Origin of the sequence: Streptomyces spororaveus (assembly GCF_016755875.1) — a bacterium.
GTDB lineage: Bacteria > Actinomycetota > Actinomycetes > Streptomycetales > Streptomycetaceae > Streptomyces > Streptomyces spororaveus.
The window spans coordinates 6,358,026-6,379,387 of the sequence record NZ_BNED01000005.1 but is presented as its reverse complement, the minus strand read 5'-3'; the positions used below and the strand labels follow the sequence as shown (position 1 = coordinate 6,379,387).

Below are 21,362 nucleotides of genomic sequence, written 5' to 3'. Positions count from 1 at the left end.
CTGCGTACAGCCGTACACAACGATCGGGCATCAGCCGAGCGTGAACCAGGCCGTCCGGGCCTTCTTCCACTCCGCGTGCGTCAGGTCCTTGGCCTCGGTGCCGTCCCCGTACAGGTCCGCGGACCCGCTGTCGGTGATCAGCTGGACCCGTGCGCCCGGAGCCGTCAGGTCCGGCACCTCGACGATGGCCTCCCAGCCGCCGGGGTCGGTGGTCGGCAGGTCCGCCCGCTTGACCGGGGCGTGGCCGGGGACGCCGTCCCACTGGTAGAGGGCGTACGGGTCGGAGTTGTCGTCCGCGGCCCAGGAGCCGGCCAGGATCAGGTACTGCCCGGCCGCGTTCTTGCGGATGTCCCGGACGGAGAGCCCGCCGAGGTCCAGCTCGACCCCCGCGCCGAAGGTGGCCTTGGCCCCGCTCGCCAGGACCTGGTCGAAGTTGGTGACCGGCACGATCAGGGCCTTGCCGCCGGGCACGACCGGCGCCAGCGGGGCCCGGAAGCCCAGGTAGGCGGTGGTGGTCGAGCCCGGCGCGAACTCCAGGCCCTCCACGTTGAACCCGTCGATCTGCTTCGGGGCCTCCCCCTCCGCGGTGCCGGCCGCGAAGCCGTACCTGTTCCCGTTCGCCGTGTCCCAGGCCACCAGGTCGTCGCGGAGCTTCTTGTACGAGCGCCCGTACGTCAGCTGCGCGCCCGCGCCGGAGCCGCTCACCGTGGTGGTGAAGACGGTGTTGCGGGGTGCCTTGTACTCGCCGTCCTTGTTGTTGCCGAGCGAGCCGGTCCAGTAGACGGTGTTGCCGATCCGGGTCGCGCCCTCGATGTCCACCTCCTTGCTGACCCCGAGCTGCGAGCTGAAGTCCCAGGTCTTCACCGGCGCGCCCGAGCGGGAGCGGTCGTACAGGCGCAGCACGTTCGACTCGTCGTCGGCCACCACCGCGTAGCCGCCGCCCACGTCGACGGCGGCCGAGGCGTCCGCGGACCCGGTGAGGTAGCGCGCGTCGGCCGGGTTCTGCACGGCGGCCGAGGCCGCGTAGGACAGCGTCTTGGTGGCGGTCTTGCCGCCCAGCCCGGTGACCTTGACGGTGAGGTTGGTGTAGCCGCGGCCGCGGGCGGCGACGGCCAGCTGCCGCACCGCGCCCGTGCCGGTGACGCTCACGTCGCCCGTCCCGGCGACCGAGGCCTTGCTCGACGCGGACGCGCTGACGGTGAGGGCGGAGGCGTCGGCCCCGCTCTGGCCGACGGTGACGTTCACGACCGGGTCACCGGTCGCGCCGACGGCCCCGGACAGGTAGGAGGCGGAGAGCGCGATCGTCGGCGTCCCGTACGTCACGGCCTGCGCGGGGACGGTCAGCGCGGCGACCAGCAGGGCGGCGGCGCCGGCGGTACCGGCGGCGAAGCGAACGGTCACGGAAGGTCCTCTCGTCTACGGCGTCACGTCGTGACGGCCGTCGAGAAGATTCGGCCACGGTGGACAATTCCCGGTGCACACCACCCGTCCACCCGGAGAACAGCGTTCCGGAAATCCGTGGCGCCCGCCACCCGGGCGTCGGCGCGGTCACCGGCGGGAAACGCCGAGGGCCCCCGGCACGGATGTGCCGGGGGCCCTCGGTCGAGCAGGGGGTGGAGCGGTGATCAGACGTTGAAGCCGAGCGCGCGGAGCTGCTCGCGGCCGTCGTCCGTGATCTTGTCCGGGCCCCACGGCGGCATCCAGACCCAGTTGATGCGAAGTTCGCTGACGATGCCGTCCGTCGCCGACTTCGCCTGGTCCTCGATGACATCCGTCAGCGGGCAGGCCGCGGAGGTCAGCGTCATGTCGAGGGTGGCGATGTTCGCGTCGTCGATGTGGATGCCGTAGATCAGGCCCAGGTTGACGACGTCGATGCCCAGCTCGGGGTCGACCACGTCGTAGAGGGCCTCGCGGACCTCCTCCTCGGTGGCCGGCTTGATCGACGCCTCGGGCGTCGCGTTCTCGGTCATGCCGTCTTCCTCTCCGCGTCGCCCAGAGCCTGGGCCGTCGCGTCCTTCCACGCCATCCAGCTCAGCAGAGCGCACTTCACACGAGCCGGGTACTTGGAGACGCCGACGAACGCGACCGCGTCCTCCAGCACCTCCTCCATGGCCTCGTCGGGCTCGATCTTGCCCTTGGACTGCATCATCTCCAGGAAGACTGCCTGGATCTTCTGCGCCTCGGCCAGTTCCTTGCCCACGAGCAGCTCGTTCAGTACGGACGCGCTGGCCTGGCTGATGGAGCAGCCCTGGCCCTCGTAGGAGACGTCGGTCAGCGTCTCCCCGTCGTACTTCACGCGCAGCGTGATCTCGTCACCGCAGGTCGGGTTGACGTGGTGCACCTCGGCGTCGCCGTCACGCAGGCCACGCCCGTGCGGGTGCTTGTAGTGGTCCAGGATCAGTTCCTGGTACATCGAATCCAGCTTCACTGCGTCCTCGTCGCCTCGTCCGTCAGCCGAAGAAGTTCCGTACGTGCTCCAGCCCGTCGATCAGCGCGTCGACCTCGGCCGGAGAGGAGTACAGGTAGAAAGACGCTCGCGTCGTCGCAGGAATTCCGTAGCGCAGGCAGACGGGGCGCGCGCAGTGGTGTCCCACGCGGACCGCGATGCCCTGCTCGTCCAGTACCTGGCCGACGTCGTGCGGGTGGATGTCACCCAGGACGAAGGAGATCGCGGCGCCGCGGTCCTCGGCCGTGGTGGGGCCGATGATCCGCAGGTCGGGCACTTCCGCGAGGCGCTTGATCGCGTACTCGGTGATCGCGTGCTCGTGCGCGGCGATCTTGTCCATGCCGATCGCGGACAGGTAGTCCACGGCCGCGCCGAGGCCGACGGCCTGGGCGATCGGGGGCGTGCCCGCCTCGAACTTGTGGGGCGCCGGGGCGTAGGTCGAGGCGTGCATCGACACGGTCTCGATCATCTCGCCGCCGCCGAGGAACGGGGGCAGGTCCTCCAGGAGCTCCTGGCGGCCCCACAGGACGCCGATGCCGGTCGGGCCGCACATCTTGTGGCCGGTGAAGGCCACGAAGTCGGCGCCGAGCGCCTGCACGTCCAGCGGCATGTGCGGGGCGGCCTGGGAGGCGTCGATCAGCACGAGGGCGCCGACGTCCTGGGCGCGCCGGACGATCGCCTCGACCGGGTTGACCGTGCCCATGATGTTGGAGACCAGCGTGAAGGAGACGATCTTCGTCTTCTCCGTGATGACCTCTTCGATGTTGGACAGGTCGAGCCGGCCGTCGTCGGTGAGGCCGAACCACTTCAGCTTCGCGCCGGTGCGCTGCGAGAGCAGCTGCCACGGCACGATGTTGGAGTGGTGCTCCATCTCCGTGATGGCGATCTCGGTCTCGCGGTCGACCCGGTAGGGCTCGTCCGCCCAGCCGAGCATGTTCGCGACGAGGTTGAGCGACTCCGAGGCGTTCTTGGTGAAGATCACCTCGTCGCGGCTCGGCGCGTTGATGAAGGCGGCGACCTTGTCGCGAGCGCCCTCGTACAGCGCCGTGGCCTCCTCGGCGAGCACGTGCACGCCACGGTGGACGTTGGCGTTGTGCTGCTCGTAGTACTCGTTCAGCGCGTCGAGCACCTGGCGCGGCTTCTGCGAGGTCGCCGCGTTGTCCAGGTAAACGATCTTCTTCCCGTCGTGGACCACACGATCCAGAAGGGGGAAGTCCTTTCGGATCGCCTCGATGTCGAGGAGGCCAGGCAGCTGTGTCACGCGGTCGCGCCACCCTTCGTGCTGTACGACTCGTAGCCTTCGGCCTCCAGCTTGTCGGCGAGCTCGGCGCCACCGGACTCGGCGATGCGGCCCTCGGAGAAGACGTGGACGAAGTCGGGCTTGATGTAGCGGAGGATCCGCGTGTAGTGCGTGATCAGCAGCGTGCCGACCTCGCCGGTCGCGCGGACGCGGTTGACGCCCTCGGAGACCTGGCGCAGGGCGTCGACGTCGAGACCGGAGTCGGTCTCGTCGAGGATCGCGATCTTCGGCTTCAGGAGCTCCAGCTGCAGGATCTCGTGGCGCTTCTTCTCACCGCCGGAGAAGCCCTCGTTGACGTTGCGCTCGGCGAAGGCCGGGTCCATCTGGAGCTGCTCCATCGCGGACTTGACCTCCTTCACCCAGGTACGCAGCTTCGGCGCCTCGCCGCGGATCGCGGTGGCCGAGGTGCGCAGGAAGTTGGAGACCGAGACACCGGGGACCTCGACCGGGTACTGCATCGCGAGGAAGACGCCGGCGCGGGCGCGCTCGTCGACGGACATCTCCAGGACGTCCTCGCCGTCGAGGGTCACGGTGCCACCGGTGATGGTGTACTTCGGGTGACCGGCGAGCGAGTACGCCAGGGTGGACTTGCCCGAGCCGTTCGGACCCATGATGGCGTGCGTCTCACCCTGCTTGACGGTGAGGTCGACGCCCTTGAGGATCTCGCGGGCGCCGTTCTCGGCCTCGACGGAGACGTGCAGGTCGTGGATTTCAAGCGTTGCCATGGATACCTCAGGACTCCTGGGTGAGGGAGACGAGCACGTCGTCCCCTTCGATCTTTACGGGGTATACGGGTACGGGGCGCGTCGCGGGCAGACCCGAGGGCTTGCCGGTGCGCAGGTCGAAGGCCGACCCGTGCAGCCAGCACTCGATCATGCAGTCTTCGACCTCGCCCTCCGAGAGCGAGACGTTCGCGTGCGAGCAGATGTCGTTGATCGCGAACACCTCCCCCTCGGTGGAGACGATGGACACCGGCGTGCCGTCGAGTTCCACCCGCTTCGGGGTGTTCTCCTCCAGCTCGCTGAGCGCACAGGCCTTGACGTAATTCATCAGACGGAACCCTGGAGCTCGGTCTCGATCTTGGCGAGCAGACGCTCCTCGATGTCGTCGACACCGATCTGCTGGACGAGCTCCGCGAAGAAGCCGCGGACGACCAGGCGGCGGGCCTCGTCGGCCGGGATGCCACGGGCCTGCAGGTAGAAGAGCTGCTCGTCGTCGAAGCGGCCGGTCGCGGAGGCGTGGCCGGCGCCGACGATCTCGCCGGTCTCGATCTCCAGGTTCGGCACCGAGTCGACCCGCGCGCCGTCCGTGAGGACGAGGTTGCGGTTCATCTCGTAGGTGTCGGTGCCCTCGGCGCTCTTCTGGATGAGCACGTCACCGATCCAGACCGCGTGGGCGTCCTGGCCCTGGAGCGCGCCCTTGTAGACCACGTTCGACTTGCAGTGCGGGGCGTCGTGCGTGACCAGGAGGCGGTGCTCCTGGTGCTGGCCGGCGTCCGTGAAGTACAGGCCGAAGAGCTCGGCCTCGCCGCCGGGGCCGGCGTAGCTGATGCGCGGGTGGAGGCGCACGAGGTCGCCGCCGAAGGTGACCACGACCGACTTGAAGGTCGCGTCGCGGCCGACCAGCGTGTTGTGCTGGGAGCAGTGGACGGCGGTGTCGTCCCAGTCCTGCACGGACACGACGGTGAGCTTGGCGCCGTCGCCGACCAGGAAGTCGACGTTGGCGGCGCGCACGCCGTCACCGGTGTGGTCGATGACGATGACGGCCTCGGCGAAGGCCTGCACGTCGAAGACGGTGTGGCCGAAGGTGGTGCCGCCCTCGCCGTGCAGCGTCACGCGCACCGGCTCGGTGAGGACCGTCTCCTTGGGCACGGTGACGACCGTGGCCTTGGCGAAGGACGAGAACGCCTGGGCGGCGATCCGGTCCACCGGGATGCCGGCCTTGCCGATGCGCGCGTCGCCGCGCTCCACCGACTCGACCGTGACGCCCTCGGGCGCGTCGATCTGGGCCTTCATGGTGCCGTTGGCGACCGCGGTGCCGTCGTGCAGGCCCTTGAGGCGGGCGAGCGGCGTGAAGCGCCACTCCTCCTCGCGGCCGTTCGGAACCGGGAAGTCCGCCACGTCGAAGGACGGGGGCGCACTCATCCGGGTGGCGACGGTGGACTCGGCGGCCACCGCGATCGCGCCGGCGGTGGTCGAACCCGCCGGAATGTTCTGAGCCTCAGCCATGGCTGTCGTCTTGCTCACTCTCTTTGAAGAACACTGCCTACGTAGAAGGATGTGCGGCGGGGGACGCCGCGCGGCCGGCGGTCAGCCGACCGATCCCTCCATCTGCAGCTCGATCAGCCGGTTCAGCTCCAGCGCGTACTCCATGGGCAGCTCACGCGCGATGGGCTCGACGAAGCCGCGCACGATCATGGCCATCGCCTCGAACTCCGTCATACCGCGGCTCATCAGGTAGAAGAGCTGGTCGTCGGAGACCTTGGAGACCGTGGCCTCGTGGCCCATGGAGACGTCGTCCTCGCGGACGTCCACGTAGGGGTACGTGTCCGAGCGGGAGATGGTGTCGACCAGGAGCGCGTCGCACAGCACGTTGGACTTCGAGCCGTGGGCGCCCTCGCCGATCTCGACGAGGCCCCGGTAGGAGGTGCGGCCGCCGCCTCGGGCCACCGACTTGGAGACGATGTTCGAGGAGGTGTTCGGCGCCATGTGGACCATCTTGGAGCCGGCGTCCTGGTGCTGGCCCTCGCCCGCGAAGGCGATGGACAGGGTCTCGCCCTTGGCGTGCTCGCCCATCAGGTAGACGGCCGGGTACTTCATGGTGACCTTGGAACCGATGTTGCCGTCGATCCACTCCATGGTCGCGCCCTCGTACGCCACGGCGCGCTTGGTGACCAGGTTGTAGACGTTGTTCGACCAGTTCTGGATCGTCGTGTAGCGGCAGCGGCCGCCCTTCTTGACGATGATCTCGACCACGGCGCTGTGCAGCGAGTCCGAGGAGTAGATCGGGGCGGTGCAGCCCTCGACGTAGTGGACGTAGGCGTCCTCGTCGACGATGATCAGCGTCCGCTCGAACTGGCCCATGTTCTCCGTGTTGATACGGAAGTAGGCCTGGAGCGGGATGTCGACCTTCACGCCCTTGGGGACGTAGATGAAGGAGCCGCCGGACCACACCGCGGTGTTCAGCGACGCGAACTTGTTGTCGCCGACCGGGATGACCGTGCCGAAGTACTCCTGGAAGAGCTCCGGGTGCTCCTTGAGCGCGGTGTCCGTGTCGAGGAAGATGACGCCCTGCTCCTCCAGGTCCTCACGGATCTGGTGGTAGACGACCTCGGACTCGTACTGGGCCGCGACACCGGCGACGAGGCGCTGCTTCTCCGCCTCCGGGATGCCGAGCTTGTCGTACGTGTTCTTGATGTCCTCGGGCAGGTCCTCCCACGAAGCGGCCTGCTTCTCGGTGGAACGCACGAAGTACTTGATGTTGTCGAAGTCGATGCCCGAGAGGTCGGAACCCCAGTTCGGCATGGGCTTCTTGTCGAACAGCTTCAGGCCCTTGAGGCGGAGCTTCAGCATCCACTCCGGCTCGGACTTCTTCGCCGAGATGTCGCGGACGACATCCTCGGAGAGACCCCGCTTGGCAGCGGCGCCGGCCGCGTCGGAGTCGGCCCAGCCGTATTCGTAGGTGCCCAGGCCATCGAGCTCAGGGTGAGCGATCTCCGTGGTCATGCGGGGTTCCTCCCGGCCGTACTTGCAGATACTGATGTGTCGGTCTGTGTGGTGCTCGCGCTACGCGGAATGAACGTCGTGCACACCCCGTCGCCATGGGCGATCGTGGCGAGGCGCTGCACATGGGTCCCGAGCAGGCGGGAGAAGACCTCGGTCTCCGCCTCGCAGAGCTGCGGGAACTGCTCGGCGACGTGCGCGACCGGGCAGTGGTGCTGGCAGAGCTGTTCACCGCTGTGCGGACCGGGAGCGCTCTTCGCCGTAGCAGCGTACCCGTCCACGGTCAACGCCCTGGCAAGGGCCTCCGCGCGCTCCTGCGGGGCGGCCGCCTCGACGGCCTCCTTGTAGGCCCGCGCCTGCGTTTCCATCCGCGACCTGGCGAAGGCGGCGACGGCCACCTCGCCCTGCTCGCCGCCGCCGACCGACTGCGCGATCCAGCGCAGGGCGTCCGCGGCGAGCGTGTCGTAGGACTGGTCGAAGGCGTCGCGGCCGCAGTCGGTGAGCGCGAAGACCTTGGCGGGCCGACCCCGGGCGCGCGCACCGTACACACGCTGCTCACGGGGTTCGACCACGTCGTCGGAGACGAGCGTGTCGAGGTGGCGGCGGACGGCGGCCTGGGTGAGGCCGAGACGCTGGGCGAGGTCGGCGACGGTGGACGGACCGTGGTCCAGGATCGAGCGCGCCACGCGGTTGCGGGTTGACCGCTCCCCGGTGCCGAGCTCCCCCTGGGGGGTGTCGATCTGCCGTTCGCCGTATTTCACAACGCCATTGTTGCGTAATTAGTCGAGCTGCGACAAGCCGTGACGGACGCCACCCCTGGTGGCCTCCATCACTAAGGGTTACCTAATTTATCGACGGAGAGTTATTTGGAAGAGGACATTCCGCTACCCGGCGGGATGCTTTCGAAGACCCCGCACAACGCTCCCACCAGCGCACCTGTGGCCGCACGGGCCATCCGGCACCGGAAAGGCCGAGCTCCCGAAAAGATCACGGAAACAAGCCGACACAGCCAGGGCCGACGGACTGAAAAGAACAGTATTCGCGACGCCGCGTTCGAATCCCGGAGCCGAGGAGGCCCCGACCCGGGACATCCGGCCCCTCCCGGGGCTCCGTAGACTCACCCCCCATGAGCAACGACCCCGCCGTGGAGATCCGCGGACTGGTGAAGCGGTACGGCACCAAGACCGCGGTGGACGGCCTGGACCTCACCGTCCGGAGCGGCTCCGTCACCGCGGTCCTCGGTCCCAACGGCGCGGGCAAGACGACCACGGTGGAGAGCTGCGAGGGCTACCTCCGCCCCGACGCCGGCACGGTCCGCGTCCTCGGCCTCGACCCGGTCGCCCGGGCCGAGGCCCTGCGCCCGCGGATCGGCGTGATGCTGCAGTCCGGAGGCGTCTACTCCGGAGCGCGCGCCGTCGAGATGCTGCGCCACATGGCCAAGCTGTACGCCGACCCGCTCGACGTCGCCACCCTGGTGGAACGCCTCGGACTCGGCGGCTGCGGCCGCACGCCCTACCGCAGGCTCTCGGGCGGCCAGCAGCAGCGCCTGGCCCTGGCCATGGCCGTGGTGGGCCGCCCCGAACTGGTCTTCCTCGACGAGCCCACCGCCGGCCTGGACCCGCAGGCCCGCCGCGCGACCTGGGACCTCGTACGGGAGCTGCGCACCGACGGGGTCACCGTCGTCCTCACCACCCACCACATGGACGAGGCCGAGCAGCTCGCCGACGAGGTCGCCATCGTGGACGCGGGCAGGGTCATCGTCCACGGCAGCCCCGAGCAGCTGTGCCGGGGCGGCGCCGAGAACACCCTGCGCTTCACCGGCCGCCCCTCCCTCGACCTCGCCTCGCTCCTGAAGGCGCTGCCCGACGGCACCCAGGCCGCCGAGCTCACCCCGGGCGTCTACCGGGTCACCGGCGACGTCCACCCGCAGCTGCTGGCCACCGTCGCCTCCTGGTGCGCGCAGCACGGCGTGATGCCGAGTAGCCTCACGGTGGAGCGGCACACCCTCGAAGACGTCTTCCTCGAACTGACCGGTAAGGAGCTGCGCGCATGAGCGCCGGTACGTTCACCCCCCGCCCCGGGGCCGCGCCCGTGTCCCGCATGATCCTCGCCCAGACGGCGCTGGAGACCCGGATGCTGCTGCGCAACGGGGAGCAGCTGCTGCTCACCGTGATCATCCCGGCGCTGCTGCTGACCCTCTTCTCCGCGGTCGACATCGTCACGGTGCCGGTGGGGGAGGGCGGCAGCGGGAAGTCCGTGGACTTCCTCGCGCCGGGGATCCTGGCGCTCGCCGTGATGTCCACCGCCTTCACCGGCCAGGCCATCGCCACCGGCTTCGACCGCCGGTACGGAGTCCTCAAGCGGCTCGGGGCCTCTCCCCTGCCGCGCTGGGCCCTGATGGCCGCCAAGACCCTGTCGGTGCTGGTCACCGAGGTGCTGCAGATCGCCCTGCTGACGGTGATCGCCCTCATGCTGGGCTGGTCCCCGCAGGGCGACCCGCTGTCGGTGGCCGCGCTGCTCCTGCTGGGCACCGCCGCCTTCTCCGGCCTCGGACTGCTGATGGCCGGCACCCTCAAGGCCGAGATGACCCTGGCCGCCGCCAATCTGGTCTTCCTGCTGCTGCTGGTCGGCGGCGGCGTGATCGTGCCGCTGGAGAAGTTCCCGGACGCCGTGCGGTCGGTCCTGGGGCTGCTGCCCATCTCGGCGCTGTCCGACGGGCTGCGCGAGGTGCTCCAGCACGGGGCCTCGCTCCCGTGGGGCGACGCGGCCGTACTGGCGGGCTGGGCCGTACTCGGTCTGGGCGCCGCCGCGCGGCTCTTCCGCTGGGAATGAAATCCCTCCCCTCGTGGCGGCGATGCCGCGAGGATGGGCCCCTCACACATGAAGCCGGGGGGCGGACATGGTGCAGCGGGACGCCGTTCTACGGCTGGACGAACGATGGGCACGGGTGCGGTCGGGGGCCGAGCACACGGAGCCCGGGGAGCGCGAGCGGCTTCTCGACGAGCTGATCGGCGCCCTGCGCCCGTTCGCCGACGACCCGCGGTGCACCGCGCTGCTCGGGCTGCGGCTCGCCGACCGGGCCGCCGTGCGGTTCGCCGCCGGGGACCGGGCCGGCGCCCTCGCCACGATCGAGGAGGGGCTGCGCAACTCCGAGCGCGCGGCCGGGCACTCCCCCGAGTTCGCCCGCTGGTACGCCCGCGGGCTGATCAACCACGGCGTCTGGCTGTCCTGGCCGCTCAGCGACGGGGCCCGGCTGCCGAAGCACCCGCTGGGCCCGGCCTCCGGCGAGGGGCCGAGCGCCATGGAGTGGGCGGCCGGTGAGCGCGCCCGCGACCTGACCCGGACCGCGGTGGAGGTGTGGGCGGGACTGGACCAGCGGGATCCGGTCAACCGGCGGGGCCTGGCCCAGGCCAAGGTGTTCCTCGGGGACCGCCTCGCCGAGCTGGGGTTCGCCGAGGAGGCCGTGGCCTGGGCCGTGGCCGCCGAGTCCGATTTCCGGCAGCTGCTGCTCGCGGACCCGGCCGCGGAGGAGTCCGCCGAGGCCGAGGAGGCCCTCGACCACATCGGCCGCCAGCTGGAACTGCGGCTGCGCTTCCTGACCTTCGGTTCGCTGGTCAGCCTGCGCACGCAGGGGCTGCTGCCCGAACGGCTGCTGCCCCGGGCCGTGGTGGCCGCCCGTATCCAGGGGGTGGCGGAGCCGGGGATCGCGGCCGGACTGGGTCTCGGCGCCGAACAGGTGCGCACGATGCTGGAGGTCACCCCCTGGCTCGCGGTGTGGCGCTTCGAGGTGCGCGGGCCCGACGGCCTGTGGAACGTACTCGAACATCCCTGGCACAGCGCCACAGAAGTAAGGAATCGGACGGCCAAGGACGTAGCGGGTGAATTACTACGGGGGTTCGTCGACTCCGCGGACCACCCCGGCGAGGGCGCCCAGTGGCGCGTCCTCCTGTGGTGGCACGAGGAAGGCGACCCCGCGGGAGCGAAGTACCGGCTGGCCGCCGGGCCGGACACACCCCTGACCACCCCCTCGTGAAACTTTGCACAAGTGGTCGCCTACGATATGGGGCGTGTCGAACCCCCTCGCCTACATCGCCAGCCGCTGGACCCCCTCACCCCGGATCGTCCAGCGGGCCGCACTCGCCGCGCTCGTCATGAGCGTGGCCATCGTCGTCACCGGCGGCGCGGTACGGCTGACCGGATCCGGCCTCGGCTGCGACACCTGGCCCAAGTGCACCGACGACAGCCTGATCGTGACGCAGCAGCAGGGCTTCCACGGCGCCATCGAATTCGGCAACCGGATGCTGACCTACGTGCTCAGCGCGGCCGTCGGCTGGGGAATCGTCGCCTCCCGCTCGGCCAAGCCCTGGCGGCACTCCCTGACGCAGCTCGGCTGGGTCCAGTTCGCGATCGTGATGGCGAACGCCGTGCTCGGCGGAATCACCGTCCGCACCGGACTCAACCCGTACAGCGTGGCCGGACACTTCCTCCTCGCCACCGCGCTGATCGCCGTGACGACGGCCACCTGGCAGCGCACCCGCGAGGGCGACGGCGCCCCCCGGCCGCGCGTGCCCGGCCCGGTGCGCAAGCTGTCGTGGGCGTTGCTCGCGACCACCCTCGTCCTGATCGCGGTGGGCACCGTCGTGACCGGCGCCGGTCCGCACGCCGGTGACAGCAGCGAGATCAAGCGCATGCCCTTCGACTGGGACACCACCGTCCACGTGCACGCCGCCGCCGCCTGGCTGGTGTGCGCTCTCGGCATCGCGATGTGGCTGGTCCTGCGCGTCGTGGACGCGCCCGCCGACACCCGGGCCCGCGCCCGCGACCTGCTGGTCGTTCTGCTCGCCCAGGGCGCGATCGGCTACGTGCAGTACGCCACCCAGGTCCCCGAGGTCCTGGTCGGCGCCCACATGCTCGGCTCCTGCCTGGTGTGGATCGCCGTGGTCCGGGTCGCGCTGAGCCTGCGCGAGCGGCCCGTCGAGCAGGTGGAGATCCCCGTCCAGGGCGACCCCCAGCTCTCCGCCGCCTGACCTCTACGGCGTGTCCAGACGGTAGACGCGGCGGGCGTTGTCCGCCGCGACCAGGCCCGCCACCCGTTCCGCGTCCCGCCAGGACCAGGACCCCTCGGCCGCCCAGCCGCCCAGCACCCGGCCCAGCGCCTCGCGGAACACCAGGGCGCCCACCGCGTGGAGTTCGGGCAGCTGCCGGCCGCCGCTGGAGAACAGCACCTTCCCGAACGGCGCGATCTCCAGCAGCTCCGCCAGGACCGCCGCGGCCCGCGCCCCGCTCTGCCCGAGCGCCGCGCCCGTGTCGGCGTAGACGTGCGGGAAGGCCGCCGCGAGCTGCGCGGTACGGCGGTGGTGCGGATATCCGCCGAGCAGCACCAGCCGCGTACCGAGGCCCGCGGTGGCCCGGACGAACCCGGTCAGCGCGGCCGGGTCGGCCTCGCCCGTGTGCAGCTGGAGCGGCAGCCCGGAGGCCACCGCGCTCCACAGCAGGTGGGCCAGGAGTACGGGGTCCCGTACGGCCCCGCCCCGCGGCCGACGGGCCAGCCACCGTCCGGCCGCCCCGCGCACCGCGCCGGGACCGGGCGGCTCGGGTGGGACGGCCGGGGTGTCCGCGCGGGTGAAGGCCGTGGCACAGGTGAAGGCCGTGGCCCCGGCGGCGGCGTGGTGGACGGCCTCGGCGAGATTGGCGAGGAAGGCGCCCACCGTCCCGGAGGTGTCGGCGACCTGCTCGGCCAGTAACTCCAGCCGGACCGACTCGAACGCCTCGGCGTCCCCGGCGAGCGCGAGCTCCTTGGGCCCGGTGAGGTCCCCGGCCACCCCGGTGTCGACCAGGTAGGCGGCCACCCCGGATCCCCGCAGCAGGCGTCGCGCGGTCTCGGCCGCGCCCAGCTCGCGCCGCCGCGCCAGATAGCGGGCGGGGGTGGCGTGCTTCTCCAGCCCCAGCAGCGGTGGGCACCAGCGGCGCACCGCGAAGCCGGTCTGGGTGTCGAAGAAGGTGGTGCCCGCGGCCGGCGGGCCGGCCGAGCGCATCAGCTGGGCCTCGAAGGTGCCCAGGCCCAGCTCCGTACGGAGTACTCCGTGGCAGTACTGGTCCACCAGGGGCGGCGTTTCGATCATCCGGGCATCCCGTTGCGGACGTGAGGAAGGCGCTTCCACACGTCCTAACGGGTGAGCGGGGTGTGAGGTGTTGCTCGGGCTGTTGACCGAGACGGCACTCCCGGGTCCCCGGACGCGTTCCGCCTAGGCCGCCGGGTTCTCGGGGCCGCCGATCTGGATGCCGGCCATCCGCGTCCACTCGTACGGACCGGTGCGCACGCGCGCGGCGAACTCCCCGTCGAACTCGTCGTGGAGGGTCAGCCCGGCCTTCTCCGCGGCGAGCTGCGCCACCGCGAAGGTGGGGGCCACCAGGTCGCCCCAGCCGCCGTCCGCACCCACGAGCACGATCCGGGTGCCGGCCTGGCCGATGTGGGCGAGCTGGCCCTCGACGCCGCCGTGCTGCTTGGCGAACGCGCCGATCTGCTTGGCCAGCTTCGCGGCCTTACGGTCCTGCTTCTTCTCCGCGGCGCCAGCGGTGTCCGCGGCGGCGGTGTCTGCGGTGTCTCCCATGGAAGCCATGCTACCGGCGAGTAATCAGCGGAGGAAGGGATCCACGGCCACCGCCACGAACAGCAGCGACACATAGGTGATCGACCAGTGGAACAGTCGCATCTCCTTGAGCTTCGCGCCCGTGACGCCCGCCTTGGCGCGTGCGTGCAGCGCGTGCGCCTCCCACAGCCACCAGCCGCCCGCCGCCAGCGCGACCGCGGTGTAGAACCAGCCGGTGTACCCCAGCGGGGTCAGCAGCAGCGAGACCGCCACCATCACCCAGCTGTAGAGGACGATCTGGCGCGACACGGCCTTGTTGCCCGCGACGACCGGGAGCATCGGCACGCCGGCCCGCGCGTAGTCGTCCTTCACCTTCATCGAGAGCGGCCAGTAGTGCGGCGGCGTCCAGAAGAAGATGACGAGGAAGAGGATGACCGCGGCCCAGGAGACCGTGTTCGTGACGGCCGACCAGCCGATCAGCACCGGCATGCAGCCGGCGATGCCGCCCCACACGATGTTCTGCGCGGTGCGCCGCTTCAGCAGCATCGTGTAGACCACGACGTAGAAGAGGAGCGCCCCGAGTGACAGCGCCGCCGACAGCCAGTTGACGAGCAGGCCGAAGAAGAGCGTGGAGACGACCGCGAGGGTGAGGCCGAAGGCCAGGCACTCCCGCGGGCTGACCATGCCGGTCACCAGTGGGCGCTGCGAGGTCCGGTCCATCAGCGCGTCGATGTCCCGGTCGATGTACATGTTCAGCGCGTTGGCGCCGCCGGCCGACAAGTAGCCGCCGAAGCAGGTCACGAGGACCAGCCACAGCGACGGCACACCCTGCTCGGCGAGGAACATCACCGGCACTGTGGTGATCAGCAGAAGTTCGATGATCCGCGGCTTGGTCAATGCCACGAAAGCCATGACGCGGGTCCCGAGCGGCCGCTGACCGGGGCTCGTCCCGAGCACCCCCGCTGGACGGGATTCGACGGCCGTCACGCACACCCCTGAGAGAGAATCCAGCAAGCTCCGACTCAGGCCGTTCACAACATGAAGGCCCGGTTAAGGCTTGCGCGTACCACGCCACTGTAGACGTTGCGCTTACGTCGCCCCGCGCCGGGGTCGCTTCGTGTTGGGCCGATCGGACCGTGCATATATACGGGGCACGGGCCACACCGGACACCCGTGGGCGGGTGAACACGGGTCGGCGGCGCGGTGACGGACTGCCTGCACTCGAATAGCTGCACGCCGTTGCGGGGGTAGGCTCGGAATCGCGCCGGTGCACCGTTCGTCACCGGGATTCATACATGTGGAGAGGAGCCCTGACCCACGGTGAGCACCAAGCCGACCACCACAGAGCTCGAGTGGACCGAACTGGACCAGCGGGCCGTCGACACCGCCCGCATCCTGGCCGCTGACGCGGTCCAGAAGGTCGGAAACGGCCACCCCGGTACGGCGATGAGCCTGGCCCCCGCCGCTTACACCCTCTTCCAGAAGGTGATGCGGCATGACCCGGCGGACCCCGAGTGGGTGGGCCGCGACCGCTTCGTGCTCTCCGCGGGGCACTCGTCCCTGACGCTCTACACCCAGCTGTACCTCGGCGGGTTCGGGCTGGAGCTGGACGACCTGAAGGCCTTCCGGACCTGGGGTTCGAAGACCCCCGGCCACCCGGAGTACGGCCACACGGCGGGCGTCGAGACCACCACCGGCCCCCTCGGCCAGGGCATCGCCAACGCGGTGGGCATGGCCATGGCCGCCCGCTACGAGCGCGGCCTGTTCGACCCGGAGGCCGCCCAGGGCGCCTCCCCGTTCGACCACATGATCTACGCGGTCGCGGGCGACGGCTGCCTCCAGGAGGGCATCTCCCACGAGGCGTCCGCGCTGGCCGGCCACCAGAAGCTCGGCAACCTCGTCCTGCTGTGGGACGACAACCACATCTCCATCGAGGGTGACACGGAGACGGCCGTCTCCGAGGACACCATGAAGCGCTACGAGGCGTACGGCTGGCACGTCCAGCGCGTCGAGCAGCAGGAGAACGGCGACCTCGACCCGAAGGCGCTGTTCGCCGCCCTTCAGGCCGCCAAGGCCGTCACGGACCGCCCGTCCTTCATCGCGGCCCGCTCGATCATCGCCTGGCCCGCCCCGCACGCCCAGAACACCGAGGCCGCCCACGGCTCGGCGCTCGGCGACGACGAGGTCGCGGCCACCAAGCGCGTCCTCGGCTTCGACCCGGAGCAGACCTTCGAGGTCTCCGACGAGGTCATCGCCCACACGCGCAAGGCCCTCGACCGCGGCCGCGAGGCCAAGGCCGAGTGGGAGAAGGAGTTCTCCGCCTGGCGCACCGCCAACCCGGAGCGCGCCGCCGAGTTCGACCGCATCAACGCCAACGAGCTGCCCGCGGGCTGGGAGGACAAGCTCCCCGTCTTCGAGACCGGCAAGGCCGTCGCCACCCGCGCCGCCTCCGGCAAGGTGCTCGGCGCGCTCGGCGCGGTCATCCCGGAGCTGTGGGGCGGCTCGGCCGACCTCGCCGGCTCCAACAACACCACCATCGACAAGGACTCCTCGTTCCTGCCGGTGGGCAACCCGCTGCCGGAGGCCGACCCGTACGGCCGGACCATCCACTTCGGCATCCGCGAGCACGCCATGGCCGCGTCCATGAACGGCATCGCCCTGCACGGCCACACCCGCATCTACGGCGGCACCTTCCTGGTGTTCTCCGACTACATGCGCAACGCCGTCCGCCTGTCCGCGCTGATGCACCTGCCGGTGACGTACGTGTGGACGCACGACTCCATCGGTCTGGGCGAGGACGGCCCGACCCACCAGCCGGTCGAGCACCTCGCCTCGCTGCGCGCCATCCCGGGCCTGAACATCGTCCGCCCGGCCGACGCCAACGAGACCGCCATCGCCTGGCGCGAGATCCTGCGCCGCCACACCAAGGTCTTCGGCAAGGGCGCCCCGCACGGCCTCGCGCTGACCCGCCAGGGTGTGCCGACGTACGACCGCAACGAGGACGCCGCCAAGGGCGGGTACGTGCTGTTCGAGGCCGAGGGCGGCCCGGCGCAGGTCATCCTCATCGGCACCGGCTCCGAGGTGCACGTGGCCGTCGAGGCCCGCGAGCAGCTCCAGGCCCAGGGCGTCCCCACCCGGGTCGTCTCGATGCCGTCCGTCGAGTGGTTCGAGGAGCAGGGCCAGGAGTACAAGGACAGCGTCCTGACTCCGTCGGTGAAGGCCCGTGTCGCGGTCGAGGCGGGCATCGGCCTGACCTGGCACCGCTACGTCGGCGACGCCGGCCGGATCGTCTCGCTGGAGCACTTCGGTGCCTCGGCCGACGCGAAGGTGCTCTTCCGCGAGTTCGGTTTCACCCCCGAGAACGTGGTGGCCGCCGCCAACGAATCCCTCGCCGCCGCGCGCTGACGCCGGTCCGGAACCAAGTAGGAGATGTAATCCCATGACAGACGCACTCAAGCGCCTCTCCGACGAAGGCGTCGCGATCTGGCTGGACGACCTGTCCCGCAAGCGCATCACGTCCGGCAACCTGGCCGAGCTCATCGACCAGTCGCACGTGGTCGGTGTCACCACCAACCCGGCGATCTTCCAGAAGGCCATCAGCGGCGGCGAGGGCTACGAGCAGCAGCTCACCGACCTCGCGACCCGCAAGGTCACCGTGGAAGAGGCCCTGCGCATGATCACGACGGCGGACGTCAGGGACGCCGCCGACATCCTGCGCCCGGTCTACGACCGCACCGACGGCCAGGACGGCCGCGTGTCGATCGAGGTCGACCCGCGCCTGGCGCACAACACCCCGGCGACCATCGCCGAGGCCAAGCAGCTCGCCTGGCTGGTGGACCGCCCGAACACGCTCATCAAGATCCCGGCGACCAAGGCCGGCCTGCCGGCGATCACCGAGGTCATCGGCAAGGGCATCAGCGTCAACGTCACGCTGATCTTCTCGCTGGAGCGCTACCGCGAGGTCATGGACGCGTACCTGTCGGGTCTGGAGAAGGCCAAGGCCGCCGGCCTGGACCTCTCGCTGATCCACTCGGTCGCCTCCTTCTTCGTGTCCCGTGTGGACTCGGAGATCGACAAGCGCCTGGACGCGGTCGGCACCGACGAGGCGAAGGCCCTCAAGGGCAAGGCGGCGCTCGCCAACGCCCGTCTGGCCTACGAGGCCTACGAGGAGGTCTTCGCCTCGGAGCGCTGGGCCGCCCTGGAGCGTCTCGGCGCCAACAAGCAGCGTGCGCTGTGGGCCTCGACCGGCGTCAAGGACCCTGCGTACAAGGACACCCTGTACGTGGACGACCTGGTCGCCCCGAACACGGTGAACACCATGCCGGAGGCCACCCTGGAGGCCACCGCCGACCACGGGCAGATCACGGGCGACACCGTGCGCGGCACCTACGGGCAGGCGCGCGCCGAGCTCGACGCGGTCGCGAAGCTGGGCATCTCGTACGACGATGTGGTGCAGCTGCTCGAGGACGAGGGCGTCGAGAAGTTCGAGGCGTCCTGGAACGACCTGCTGAAGTCGACCGAGGCGGAGCTTGAGCGCCTCGCCCCCACGGAGGCCTGAACACCTTGTCTGTAAACGGAGCGAACCCGCTTCGTGACGCACAGGACCGGCGGCTCCCGCGTATCGCGGGGCCGTCCGGCCTGGTCATTTTCGGCGTTACGGGTGACCTGTCGCGCAAGAAGCTGATGCCTGCCGTCTACGACCTGGCCAACAGAGGCCTGCTCCCACCGGGCTTCTCGCTGATCGGGTTCGCCCGCCGCGAGTGGCAGGACGAGGACTTCGCGCAGGTGGTCCACGACGCCGTCAAGGAGCACTCCCGGACGCCCTTCCGCGAGGAAGTGTGGCAGCAGCTCGTACAGGGCTGCCGTTTCGTCTCGGGCGACTTCGACGACGACGCCGCCTTCGAGACGCTGAAGGCGACCATAGAGGAGCTGGACAAGGCGCAGGGCACGGGCGGCAACTTCGCCTTCTACCTGTCCGTCCCGCCGAAGTTCTTCCCGAAGGTGGTCCAGCAGCTCAAGGACCACGGGCTGGCGCAGAAGGAGGGCTCCTGGCGGCGTGCCGTCATCGAGAAGCCCTTCGGACACGACCTGAAGAGCGCCGAGGAACTGAACAAGGTCGTCCACGAGGTCTTCCCGCGTGACGAGGTCTTCCGGATCGACCACTACCTCGGCAAGGAGACCGTCCAGAACATCCTGGCGCTCCGCTTCGCCAACACCATGTTCGAGCCGATCTGGAACCGGTCGTACGTCGACCACGTGCAGATCACCATGGCCGAGGACATCGGCATCGGCGGCCGGGCGGGCTACTACGACGGCATCGGCGCGGCCCGTGACGTCATCCAGAACCACCTGCTGCAGCTGCTCGCGCTGACCGCGATGGAGGAGCCGGGCTCCTTCCACCCCAAGGCGCTGGTGGCCGAGAAGCTCAAGGTGCTGACCGCCGTGGAGCTGCCGGAGGACCTGGGCAAGCACACCGTGCGCGGCCAGTACTCGGCGGCCTGGCAGGGCGGCGAGAAGGTCGTCGGGTACCTCGAAGAGGACGGCATCGACCCCAAGTCGAAGACCGACACCTACGCGGCCATCCGCCTGGAGATCAACAACCGCCGCTGGGCGGGCGTCCCGTTCTACCTGCGGACGGGCAAGCGCCTGGGCCGCCGGGTGACCGAGATCGCGGTCGTCTTCAAGCGGGCCCCGTACCTGCCGTTCGAGTCGGGCGCGACCGAGGAGCTGGGGCAGAACGCCCTGGTCATCCGGGTCCAGCCGGACGAGGGCGTGACGGTCCGCTTCGGCTCCAAGGTCCCGGGCACCTCCATGGAGGTCCGGGACGTCACGATGGACTTCGCCTACGGCGAGTCCTTCACGGAGTCGAGCCCCGAGGCGTACGAGCGGCTGATCCTCGACGTGCTCCTCGGCGACGCGAACCTCTTCCCGCGTCACCAGGAAGTCGAACTGTCCTGGAACATCCTCGACCCGATCGAGGAGTACTGGGACAAGCACGGCAAGCCCGCGCAGTACCCGTCGGGCACCTGGGGGCCGGTCGAGGCGGACGAGATGCTCGCACGAGACGGACGGAGCTGGCGCCGGCCATGAAGATCGACCTCACGGAGACCAACTCCAGCAAGATCAACGCCGCGATGGTGCAGGCACGCCGGGACATCGGCACGCCGGCCATCGGCATGGTCCTCACGCTGGTGATCGTGACCGACGAGGAGAACGCGTACGACGCGCTCAAGTCGGCGAACGACGCGTCCCACGAACACCCCTCGCGGATCGTCGTCGTCATCAAGCGGGCCAGCCGCTCGCCACGCAGCCGCCGCGACGCCCGGCTCGACGCGGAAGTCCGCGTCGGGGCGGACTCCGGCAGCGGTGAAACGGTTGTGCTCCGCCTTCACGGCGAACTGGTCGACCACGCCCAGTCGGTGGTTCTCCCGCTGCTCCTGCCGGACGCCCCCGTGGTCGTCTGGTGGCCGGACGGTGCCCCCGCGGACCTGGCGGGCGATCCGCTGGGTGCGCTGGGACAGCGCCGGATCACGGACACGTACTCCTGCGAGGACCCGATCAGGGCGCTCGGCGGCCGGGCGGGGGCGTACTCCCCCGGGGACACGGACCTGTCGTGGACCCGCATCACCCCGTGGCGCTCCATGCTGGCGGCCGCACTGGACCAGCAGGCCCTGTCGGTCGCCTCGGCGACCGTCGAGGGCGAGGACGAGAACCCGAGCTGCGAACTGCTGGCCATGTGGCTGGCGGACCGGCTCCAGGTCCCCGTCAAGCGCACGCTGTCGTCGGGCCCGGGCCTGACGGCCGTACGCCTGTCCACCAAGGACGGCGACATCGTCCTGGACCGGGCGGACGGCGCGCTGGCCACGCTCTGCATGCCGGGGCAGCCCGACCGTGCGGTGGCGCTCAAGCGCCGCGACACGGCCGAGCTCCTGGCGGAGGAGCTGCGCAGGCTGGACCCGGACAACACGTACGAGGCCTCGCTGAAGTTCGGCGTGGCGCGGCTGGAGGCGTCGGCGACCCCGGCGGAGCCCGAGGCTCCCGCCAAGGCCGAGGCCGCCGCTCCGGCCAAGGCCGAGCCCTCGAAGCCGGCGGCCAAGCCGACGAAGAAGGCCCCGGCCAAGTAACGGGGCCCTGCGGGGCTCGCCCCGCCCCGCCCCTTCCCGAAACCGGGCTCTGCCCGGACCCGGTCCTCAAACGCCGGACGGGCTGGAAATCCAGCCTCGCCGGCGTTTGAGGCGCGGGGTCCGGGGCGGAGCCCCGGGAAACGGCGAAAGGGCGGGGCGGGGACGGCTCCGCGCAGCGGT

General features: G+C 70.3%; 20 protein-coding genes. 8 read left to right on the top strand and 12 right to left on the bottom strand.

Features of this window, described 5'->3' with window-relative positions:
- Window positions 1-30: 30 nt before the first annotated feature.
- From Sspor_RS31295 to Sspor_RS31255, 9 genes are all read right to left on the bottom strand, one after another.
- Window positions 31-1,401, bottom strand: coding sequence for a hypothetical protein (locus Sspor_RS31295; RefSeq protein ID WP_372499618.1), 1,371 nt, complete (start codon window positions 1,399-1,401; stop codon window positions 31-33).
- A 224-nt stretch (window positions 1,402-1,625) separates the two neighbouring features.
- Window positions 1,626-1,970, bottom strand: coding sequence for a metal-sulfur cluster assembly factor (locus tag Sspor_RS31290; protein ID WP_030009139.1), 345 nt, complete (start codon window positions 1,968-1,970; stop codon window positions 1,626-1,628).
- A complete protein-coding gene (sufU, locus tag Sspor_RS31285; RefSeq protein WP_030027090.1) occupies window positions 1,967-2,428 on the bottom strand; it encodes a Fe-S cluster assembly sulfur transfer protein SufU in 462 nt (153 codons plus the stop codon). The genes Sspor_RS31290 and sufU overlap by 4 nt, the downstream gene beginning before the upstream one ends.
- Before the next feature lie 22 nt (window positions 2,429-2,450).
- The gene (locus Sspor_RS31280) at window positions 2,451-3,707 is read right to left on the bottom strand and encodes a cysteine desulfurase (RefSeq protein WP_189973804.1); all 1,257 of its coding nucleotides are present in this window, start codon (window positions 3,705-3,707) and stop codon (window positions 2,451-2,453) included.
- A complete protein-coding gene (gene sufC, locus Sspor_RS31275) occupies window positions 3,704-4,471 on the bottom strand; it encodes a Fe-S cluster assembly ATPase SufC (protein ID WP_030720347.1) in 768 nt (255 codons plus the stop codon). Before sufC ends, Sspor_RS31280 begins: the two co-directional genes overlap by 4 nt.
- A 7-nt stretch (window positions 4,472-4,478) precedes the next feature.
- Window positions 4,479-4,796 carry a bifunctional 3-phenylpropionate/cinnamic acid dioxygenase ferredoxin subunit gene (locus tag Sspor_RS31270; protein ID WP_030009135.1) on the bottom strand — a complete coding sequence of 106 codons (318 nt, stop codon included), beginning with the start codon at window positions 4,794-4,796 and terminating at the stop codon, window positions 4,479-4,481.
- On the bottom strand, window positions 4,796-5,974 hold the full coding sequence (gene sufD, locus Sspor_RS31265; protein WP_202202088.1) for a Fe-S cluster assembly protein SufD: 1,179 nt from the start codon (window positions 5,972-5,974) through the stop codon (window positions 4,796-4,798). Before sufD ends, Sspor_RS31270 begins: the two co-directional genes overlap by 1 nt.
- Before the next feature lie 81 nt (window positions 5,975-6,055).
- Window positions 6,056-7,471: a Fe-S cluster assembly protein SufB gene (gene sufB / locus Sspor_RS31260; RefSeq protein ID WP_030762516.1), complete on the bottom strand. Its 1,416-nt coding sequence runs from the start codon at window positions 7,469-7,471 to the stop codon at window positions 6,056-6,058.
- Complete coding sequence (locus tag Sspor_RS31255) at window positions 7,468-8,229, bottom strand: helix-turn-helix transcriptional regulator (protein ID WP_202202087.1); 762 nt, start codon at window positions 8,227-8,229, stop codon at window positions 7,468-7,470. The genes sufB and Sspor_RS31255 overlap by 4 nt, the downstream gene beginning before the upstream one ends.
- 365 nt (window positions 8,230-8,594) lie before the next feature.
- On the opposite strand from Sspor_RS31255, the gene Sspor_RS31250 reads away from it, so the two are divergent.
- The 4 genes from Sspor_RS31250 (at window position 8,595) to Sspor_RS31235 (ending at window position 12,495) form a co-directional block, all read left to right on the top strand.
- On the top strand, window positions 8,595-9,521 hold the full coding sequence (locus tag Sspor_RS31250) for an ABC transporter ATP-binding protein (RefSeq protein ID WP_202202086.1): 927 nt from the start codon (window positions 8,595-8,597) through the stop codon (window positions 9,519-9,521).
- A complete protein-coding gene (locus Sspor_RS31245) occupies window positions 9,518-10,300 on the top strand; it encodes an ABC transporter permease (protein WP_202202085.1) in 783 nt (260 codons plus the stop codon). Before Sspor_RS31250 ends, Sspor_RS31245 begins: the two co-directional genes overlap by 4 nt.
- Window positions 10,301-10,367: 67 nt before the next feature.
- Window positions 10,368-11,501, top strand: a complete 1,134-nt coding sequence (locus Sspor_RS31240; RefSeq protein ID WP_202202084.1) for a hypothetical protein — start codon at window positions 10,368-10,370, stop codon at window positions 11,499-11,501.
- Window positions 11,502-11,526: 25 nt separating this feature from the next.
- Window positions 11,527-12,495 (top strand): COX15/CtaA family protein, encoded by a 969-nt coding sequence (locus Sspor_RS31235; RefSeq protein ID WP_373318914.1) that lies wholly within the window; start codon window positions 11,527-11,529, stop codon window positions 12,493-12,495.
- A gap of 3 nt (window positions 12,496-12,498) precedes the next feature.
- On the opposite strand, the gene Sspor_RS31230 is transcribed toward Sspor_RS31235, so the two are convergent.
- The 3 genes from Sspor_RS31230 to Sspor_RS31220 all read right to left on the bottom strand — a co-directional run bounded on the left by Sspor_RS31230 (window position 12,499) and on the right by Sspor_RS31220 (window position 15,045).
- Window positions 12,499-13,590, bottom strand: coding sequence for an amidohydrolase family protein (locus tag Sspor_RS31230; RefSeq protein ID WP_202202082.1), 1,092 nt, complete (start codon window positions 13,588-13,590; stop codon window positions 12,499-12,501).
- Window positions 13,591-13,713: 123 nt separating this feature from the next.
- Window positions 13,714-14,088 carry a hypothetical protein gene (locus tag Sspor_RS31225; RefSeq protein WP_202202081.1) on the bottom strand — a complete coding sequence of 125 codons (375 nt, stop codon included), beginning with the start codon at window positions 14,086-14,088 and terminating at the stop codon, window positions 13,714-13,716.
- Between the two features lie 15 nt (window positions 14,089-14,103).
- Window positions 14,104-15,045, bottom strand: coding sequence for a heme o synthase (locus Sspor_RS31220; protein WP_202202080.1), 942 nt, complete (start codon window positions 15,043-15,045; stop codon window positions 14,104-14,106).
- Between the two features lie 333 nt (window positions 15,046-15,378).
- Between Sspor_RS31220 and tkt the strand changes: the two genes are divergently transcribed.
- From tkt to opcA, 4 genes are read left to right on the top strand one after another with little or no spacing between them, the layout of a single operon-like run.
- Entirely contained in the window at window positions 15,379-17,463 is a 2,085-nt protein-coding gene (gene tkt, locus Sspor_RS31215; protein WP_202202079.1) for a transketolase, read from the top strand.
- A 34-nt stretch (window positions 17,464-17,497) separates the two neighbouring features.
- Complete coding sequence (gene tal / locus Sspor_RS31210) at window positions 17,498-18,616, top strand: transaldolase (RefSeq protein ID WP_202202078.1); 1,119 nt, start codon at window positions 17,498-17,500, stop codon at window positions 18,614-18,616.
- A gap of 5 nt (window positions 18,617-18,621) precedes the next feature.
- A complete protein-coding gene (zwf, locus tag Sspor_RS31205; protein ID WP_030720386.1) occupies window positions 18,622-20,148 on the top strand; it encodes a glucose-6-phosphate dehydrogenase in 1,527 nt (508 codons plus the stop codon).
- Window positions 20,145-21,182 carry a glucose-6-phosphate dehydrogenase assembly protein OpcA gene (gene opcA, locus Sspor_RS31200; protein ID WP_202202077.1) on the top strand — a complete coding sequence of 346 codons (1,038 nt, stop codon included), beginning with the start codon at window positions 20,145-20,147 and terminating at the stop codon, window positions 21,180-21,182. Before zwf ends, opcA begins: the two co-directional genes overlap by 4 nt.
- The last annotated feature ends 180 nt before the right edge of the window (window positions 21,183-21,362 follow it).